The following is a 7457-nucleotide window of genomic DNA, read 5'->3' as shown; positions in this document are numbered from 1 at the left end:
TTACAAGGCCACCGTGATGCATGTACCAAGTGAAGTCGAACCGCTGTGGATCGAACTGAAACTGCCCCGCAAGAATCGATCCGCCATTGACGATCTCGCAGAGATCTACGTTCAAGGTAACGCCGGGCAAAGCGTCCAGCTTGGATCGCTCGGGCATTTCAAAATGGTCGATGAAGAGAAGTCGATCTATCACAAAAATCTGAGACGCGTCGTCTTTGTCTACGCCGAGGTCGCGGGTCGTCCGCCGGCTGACGCCATCCTGGATGTCCAGTGGGATAGTACAGTCTCGGACGAATCGGTCGAAAACATCGTCCGTACAAATCAAAATCAACTCGCTGCAGCGACGCCCAAACCGCTGGCCGAACGCTCGTGGATTTCCCTCGGCGGCAACGTGCCGTGGTCAATTCCTGCTGGCTATACCGTCAATTGGGCGGGCGAAGGCGAGTGGAAAATCACCCTCGATGTGTTCCGTGATCTGGGGCTAGCGTTTGGCGCCGCGTTGCTGGGGATTTTTATTATCTTGATGTTCCAAACCGGATCGCGAATGTTGCCCGTGTTGATCATGACGGCGATCCCGCTGACCATGATCGGCATCATGCCTGGGTTTTGGATTTTGAACTGGATCACGGATGTCGGAGTCGGCGGACACCCCAATCCCGTCTTTTTCACCGCGACGGCGATGATCGGGATGATTGCATTAGCGGGAATCGTGGTGCGAAACTCCGTTGTCCTGATCGATTTCATTCACTTGGCACAAGCCGAAGGGCATGATCTTCGCGAATCAATCATTCGCAGCGTCGCCGTTCGCACCCGTCCAATCTTGTTGACCGCGGGCACCACGCTGCTTGCCAACGGCGTGATCACGCTCGATCCCGTCTTCTCAGGACTCGCGTGGGCCATCATCTTTGGGATGCTGACGTCGACACTGTTCACATTAGTGGTGATTCCCGCATCGTATTGGCTACTGTATCGCAATCAACCTTCGACGATCACCGCCCCCTGACATTCACCCGTCGAGTGGGCAGGAAACGGAGAAATCATCGCGTCGTTGGTCTCGAATTCTCATCCGCGTCGCAGACACGCCCCCGCGTTTGTGGCAATGGCGTTCGGACACGTCTAGAATAGACGGCTGATGCCGTGACCCCCCCCTGAGTCAAAACTCCGGAAATGCTCCAATGAAGACCACTTTGCCAACCCCGTTTGTGGCCTTGGGCTTGTTGGCAACAACCCTCTTCGCTTCTCCGCTGTCATCGAGAGCTGAGGATGCCCCATCCTCGTTCGAGTCGGCGGAGGATGCGTACTTGGTAGGAGCCGCATTTTTAAACGCGAATAAAAAATCCGAAGCGCGTGGACCTCTCGAAGCCGCACTCTCGCTGGCCAAAGACGATGAACTCCGCGTCAAATATCATCAGGCCTTGTTGCGAGTGTATCGCGACATCCCCGAATTCGAGCCGTTTCGTGATTCCGCCGAATACATCATTCGCCACTCAAAGAAAGCTTACGAACGCTCGTTGACACGTTCCAGTTTTGTGGCCTTTGCCTACAACCGCGGCCAGCTGGATGCTCTGGCTGCCCGCTACGAGAAGAAACTGGACGCAGAACCTAAGGATGAACCGACGGTCTACATCCTTTCGGAACTTTACTCGCGATTGCGACGAAATCCTAAACGAACGATTGAATTAATGGAGCTGTTACAGGAAATCAGTCCGCAGGCGGAAACGCCCGAGCCAGGTTCACAGCAAGCGATTGCCGCCGCCACTCGCATGGAAATTCAGAAAGGAAATTTGGCCCGAGAGTATCTTCGTGGCAAAGAATATGCAAAGGCGGCACAGACGTATCAAGAATGTGCGGAGCTAGACACCGCAACGAAGAGCTGGAACCTGAAAGAAGCTGCCAACGCATGGCTCAAGGCGGGCAACCGAGAAAAGGCGTTGGAGATGGTGAAGCGGGCGGAAAAGTTGCCCGCCGAATCACGCAACGATTCGCTTGCCCATTTCTTTCATCGTCATATGGGCGACCTCTACATCGAATTCCAAATGCCGGACAAGGCAATCCCGCACTATGAAATCGCTATCCAGAAAACGACGATCGAAGGCTACAAGTCCCGCACGCAGAAATCACTCGATGACGCACGAGCCACCGTAGCCGAGTAAGCTTGGGGCGGCGGTACGGACGCGGATCAATTCTGGCCGCACCTAGCGGTTAATACCCGTTCCCTTGAGACATAGAAAACCGAAGGCCACTGAACAGGCGGAGACGATACCCCACTGGGTTTTGTTCATGTGACTGAAGTAATAGCTGAGTTCATAGGAGGCATCCCGGAACCAATCACCAAAAGAGAATGCAAGCAGTAGTTCGGTCATCATTTGGACTAGCCCTGTGGCGGACATCAGAAGCAGCGGCGTCAGCGATTTGAGAAAACAGGATTCTCAAGAAATAAAATCGCTGCCCAACCCTAGGTTTTCTTCGCGGTCGCCAGCAAAAAAAGTGGCCAACCCAGCTTGCATTGTCCGATGAATTCCAGCATGATTGGTTTAATCGTCACAGCCGGTCCGCAAGCCAGATTGGCAAGCCAAAGTTCTTGGCAAAGGTGACTTGCAGAGGTTCGGTGGATCGATATAATCCCCGTCCAAGTGATCAGCAAAGACGCTTCGCAGCGTTCACAAAAATGCTTCCCAATACGGGTTGCAAAGAATGAACTTGCTGATCATATTGTTTGCTTCATCGCAAACGCGACATCGGTGCTGCGGCACTGATGTCAAACCGGTGCTTCGGCACCACACGCCATACAAAGGCGCGGTAGCTCAATTGGTTAGAGCCCCGGACTGTCGATCCGGAGGTTGCGGGTTCGAGTCCCGTCCGCGTCGCTTCTGAAAAGCCCGACTCGAAATGAGTTCGGGCTTTTTTTATGCGCTCACCGCACTCGGACTGCCCTCACGGCACACCACTCCCCGCTGCAGCTTACCTAAACGCAATCGGCAGAAACGCCTGGGGAAGGAGACCTTCGACAGCTTTCTCTCCTGCTAAACAGTGACCGCTTTGTTGAGATCGCGATTCACTCAAAGAGGACGTTGCGTTCTCTTAAAAGTCGAACTGCACGCGACCGGCGAACGTGTTGATGTCGCTGTCGCCGAGCACCAGATCGTTTAGCTGCCCATTGATGTACTCAAACTGGCACTTGCCGTTGGCCCACCAATACCAATTCAACGCGATCGTGTAGGACGTCAACTCGCGACCTTTGCCTGTCACGCCAGGCTGCCCGAACAGCGGATTCAAGTCCAGCGCACTGACACGGCCCGCGATTTCCCAAGCTCCCCAATCGCCCCGACAAACATCAAGCGGGTGATCGGGCTTGACGCGGCCGAAAACTCCAGCGGCTCGATTATAGGGAATCACCTCCCCCGTCAACATATACCGAGCCATGACGTAACCCCCTTCCACCGTAACGTTCTCGCCAGTCGGCAAATCGAGGTTGGACCAGCGGTATTCCGACTGAACCAAGCCACGCCCAAATGACAATGCACCTTCCACGTTAAACACGTTCACCGTGTCCACGGGAAAGACCCCCGTGTTGACGAACGGCGGCACACCCTCGAGTGGCTGCACGCTTAACCCGGTGGGACCGAGGTTGGGTTGCTGGCCAACGAAGACTTCATCTTGGCTGGCGTATTGCAATTGATTGCGTCCGGGATTCAGGAAACTGTGGTCAAAACCAACATGCGCAATCCCGCAGTCGCCACGATCAACCAGCAACCCGGTGATTCGTTCGGCCGTTCCATAACCGCCGTTGTCACCGTACACATTGCCAAAGTTATCTGACAATGTCCGGAACCCCGAGACGGCCCAGGTCATCTGCTCATTCGCTGCGGTATCGAATAGCATGATCCCAGTCTGGCGAAACGGCGACAATGCAAAGCTCGTCGGCCGCTCGAGAAACGGCAACTCTCGAACCGACGTCAGCTCGCTCATTCCGAACGGTTGCCGAAAGCGCCCCACCCGCACGTTCCCCAGCGGCGTGCCTTTGATTTGGGTCCAGACGTCGACGAAGCGAGCCTGTGCCTGCGCGAAGTCGAACTCCATGATATAGGACGCCCGCTCGGTCAAGTTTCCTGTCGCGGCGATTCGGGCACGACGGAACCCCGTGCCGTCTTCGATATCCCCTAGCGTCGCAATGTTTTCGTCCGACTGGTCAAAGTAGGCCGTATCAAGATGAACAAACCCTGTGACTTTGAAATCGGGGTACGTGTTCTTCTCGGTCTGCGAGATCGGCGGTGGGGCAATTTCATACTCGACCACGCCGCCGCTGGCGACCAATTCGTCCAATTGCTGCTGCAGCCGATTAAACTGCTCAACCGTTACAAATTCTTGCGGCACCGGATCGGATGGAATCATGCCGCTGTCCCCCAGTGGCTGCGACGAGACCACCGGGCGGCCTAGCGCATCCTGAGCCACCCCATTTGGGCTGGACCACAAACACGCCAAAACCCCAAGCCCCAGTAACAGCCAACGTCGCATGATCACCCCCGCCTGTATCTGATTCGTCCCGATGGATCGATCCGAAAACGAGATCCGATCTCCCCTCGGTCATCTTCGTCCACACCGAAGGTGACGCTTCATCAGGTAATCCGACCCAGGCAACCGCTTCCTAATCGTCTCAAACTAACGCGTGCAACAATCGCAACGGTTTAGCGGGCGTGGCGGTTGGTGCAGGCTCAGGGCGGTCGGCAGACCGTTGCGCTGGAACGAAACACTCAAATCGATCGACCTGACTCAGGGCGCCGCTTGGTACTCGACGCGACGCACATTCGGTTGCGATGACCTATCCTGCTTCGCAGGTTCAGATTGAAGCGATGCAATTCTGGCGCCCTGAGCGGGATCCGCAATCGCATACTGAGCCGGGACCTCGCCGGTTACTGTCTTTGGAAGCGTAAACATCGCTCCGGTAGCACCATCGACGATGGCCCCCGCGCCACCGCCAATCAGAATGTTTCCGGCTGTCCATGGATCGATGCCCGCATGCAGCTGGCGATGCTGCGAGAATTCACCGGCCCCTGCAAATGTGACATTGTATTTCGCACGTCGAAACGGGGCAGACTTCGCTGACAGAGTGACTTGCTCTGGCGTAACCCCCTGATGTACAAGTTGATTTTCATGATCATGAATCGCGAAGTACGTCTTGCCGCCACTGTTTTCAAATGCCACGGGGTACTCTCGGTTGCTCGCAATCGTGGCACACCCTTGAAAGAAAGGCACGGACAACACGATCACCAGCAGCAACGATGGTGCATGGATTAGATTCAAGGCAACGTCCTCATAACAACCGAACCAACTAGCATATGTCTGCTCAGGTTCAATCGACGTTCTACGCCCTGCAATTCGCTAAAACCGCTCCAGCCAAGCTAATTTGTGCCGAATTTAACGAATCTAACACGAAACAACAGATTGACACGCCCCTAAATACAACTTCTTACGCCCGTAGTTCAGCAAAGATCAGGATCGCACTCACAACGTCTTGTCGCGTTGCATTGAGGTGCAGGTTTCCGCCCACGTCTTCGGCATCGTTTCATGCCGAAGCAATTCGATTTCGGCTAGCAGGCGTCGCGACTCGGCGCGAATGAGGTCTTCGGCGGAACATTGGTGTGATGCCCTCTGTTTCGCGATGACGGACTCCTCCGAGCGAATCGCTTCGAGCTTCGCTCGCAACCGTTCAGATACGGGATCGATCGGTTGCTGATTGTTGGTGGCGACCGTAGACGCATCGAGCGATTCACGGCAATAGCGACAAGTCCGATTCAAAACGCCGACGCTCGCTTGGATCCCCAACCTCACCGTGATAGCGAAACCTGCCGCCAGAAGAATCGCCATGGCAATCGACGGAAAACTCTCTCCGAACCCGCGAAACAACATCGCGGCCAGCAGCAATCCTAACGCCACGCGGCGGGCGGTAGCTCGAACGTTGGTGAGATGAGCTAATTTTGAGTTCATTTGATTCTCAAGAGGGCGTTTGGAACGACGCCGGGATTGCACGAGGTGGGGTTACTGATATCATCGAAAACGTCTGCGATCCCCTTCTTCTGCGACCCAGCGTGCATTGATCTGCCTACCACGGATCTGCCAACACGCGTCTGGGTCGAAAAGTCCGTTCCCCGCTTTTTGTCGGACAATCTAATGAATCACCAATATGTCGAGCGTCTGGTTAATCTACTCGATCCCGACGCGAATCAAATTCTAAACATGACCACGGCCGAGGCCATCGAGGTCGTCGCCAGCGGGAATCCTGATCGGGTGCGTCAAATCGAGGGGCAATTTGCGTTGCTTCATAAAGACGGCCAGATGATTCGGATGGCTCGAACACTAGCGCGGCCGATGCGTTTCTTTCTTGCCAAACGCACCGAAGGGCCGTGCTTGATTGTAGCGGAGCGGATTGATGAGATCCAAAATTTTTTGGAAAGCGAAGGATTGGCAGATCAATTCCACCCTTCGTACACCCGCATGGTCCCCGCACACCATGTGCTCGAGTTGCGATTGATCGGTTGTCCCGACCCAAGCCCCGCTCACCATCGCTTCCTGACTCCCGAGCGAAATCGATTGCCAGCCGATTTGGACGCAATCGGCAAGGCCTACATCGGCCAATTGGCCAAGTCGTGCGATCAGTGGCTCGATCACATCGGCCCCGAGGAACCGATTGGCGTGATGTTCTCAGGTGGCATCGATAGCGGTTCGGTGTTTTTGGTGTTGTACGATCTGCTGCTCCGCCGCGGACAATCGCCGAGCCGGCTAAAGGCGTTCACGTTATCAGTTGATGGCGAAGGGGACGACGCAAAGCAGGCAGTCGAGTTTTTGAAACAACTCGATTTACAATTGTTCTTAGAAACGATCGACGTGCCGGTCTCGGCCATCAATTACCGAAGCGCGATCGCAACGATCGAAGACTACAAGCCGCTTGATGTCCAAGCAGCCACCGTGGGATTGGCGCTCTGTGAAGGCATTCGCGCTCGCTATCCCGATTGGCGATACCTCGTCGATGGCGACGGCGGCGATGAAAACCTGAAAGACTATCCGATCGAAGAGAATCCCGAACTGACGATCGTCAGCGTGCTGAACAACTTGATGCTTTACCAAGAAGGCTGGGGCGTCGATGCGGTCAAACACTCGCAAACCTACTCGGGCGGCCAAAGCCGTGGTCATGTTCGATCCTGGGCTCCGGCGAGAAAACTTGGCTTTCGCGGATTCAGCCCCTACGCATTGCCCAGTGTGATCGATGTCGCCGAAGGGATTCCGTTTATCGAGCTAACCGATTGGGATCACGAAAAACTGTATTCGCTAAAAGGTGAAATCGTGGGTCGTGGCATCAAGGCAGTGACGGGATTGGAAATGCCAGTCTTTCCAAAACGGCGATTCCAGCACGGCGTCTCGTCAAAAGATCGGTACGCCGATTTGTTTCCCGGATCGGAAGC

The 7457-nt window shown here is 55.0% G+C and carries 6 protein-coding genes and 1 tRNA gene; 4 read left to right on the top strand and 3 right to left on the bottom strand.

Annotation, left to right across the window (positions count from 1 at the left end):
• The 3 genes from ABX962_RS24940 to ABX962_RS24930 form a co-directional block, all read left to right on the top strand.
• Positions 1–1003: efflux RND transporter permease subunit (locus ABX962_RS24940; RefSeq protein WP_372723340.1), on the top strand; the 1003-nt coding region annotated here is incomplete at its 5' end.
• 172 nt (positions 1004–1175) lie between these two features.
• Positions 1176–2153: a tetratricopeptide repeat protein gene (locus ABX962_RS24935; protein WP_372723338.1), complete on the top strand. Its 978-nt coding sequence runs from the start codon at positions 1176–1178 to the stop codon at positions 2151–2153.
• A gap of 640 nt (positions 2154–2793) precedes the next feature.
• A tRNA-Asp gene (locus ABX962_RS24930) sits at positions 2794–2867 on the top strand.
• Positions 2868–3081: 214 nt separating this feature from the next.
• Here ABX962_RS24930 and ABX962_RS24925 read toward each other — a convergent pair.
• From ABX962_RS24925 to ABX962_RS24915, 3 genes are all read right to left on the bottom strand, one after another.
• Complete coding sequence (locus ABX962_RS24925) at positions 3082–4515, bottom strand: OprO/OprP family phosphate-selective porin (protein ID WP_372723336.1); 1434 nt, start codon at positions 4513–4515, stop codon at positions 3082–3084.
• Between the two features lie 255 nt (positions 4516–4770).
• Complete coding sequence (locus tag ABX962_RS24920; RefSeq protein WP_372723334.1) at positions 4771–5301, bottom strand: hypothetical protein; 531 nt, start codon at positions 5299–5301, stop codon at positions 4771–4773.
• A gap of 201 nt (positions 5302–5502) precedes the next feature.
• Entirely contained in the window at positions 5503–5985 is a 483-nt protein-coding gene (locus ABX962_RS24915; RefSeq protein ID WP_372723332.1) for a hypothetical protein, read from the bottom strand.
• Between the two features lie 183 nt (positions 5986–6168).
• Here ABX962_RS24915 and ABX962_RS24910 point away from each other — a divergent pair.
• On the top strand, positions 6169–7457 hold a 1289-nt coding region (locus ABX962_RS24910), incomplete at its 3' end, for an asparagine synthase-related protein (protein ID WP_372723330.1).

Source organism: Novipirellula sp. (assembly GCF_041583735.1).
Classification (GTDB): Bacteria; Planctomycetota; Planctomycetia; order Pirellulales; family Pirellulaceae; genus Novipirellula.
The sequence above is the reverse complement of the archived record's forward strand: the minus strand, read 5'-3'. Positions and strand labels throughout refer to the sequence as shown.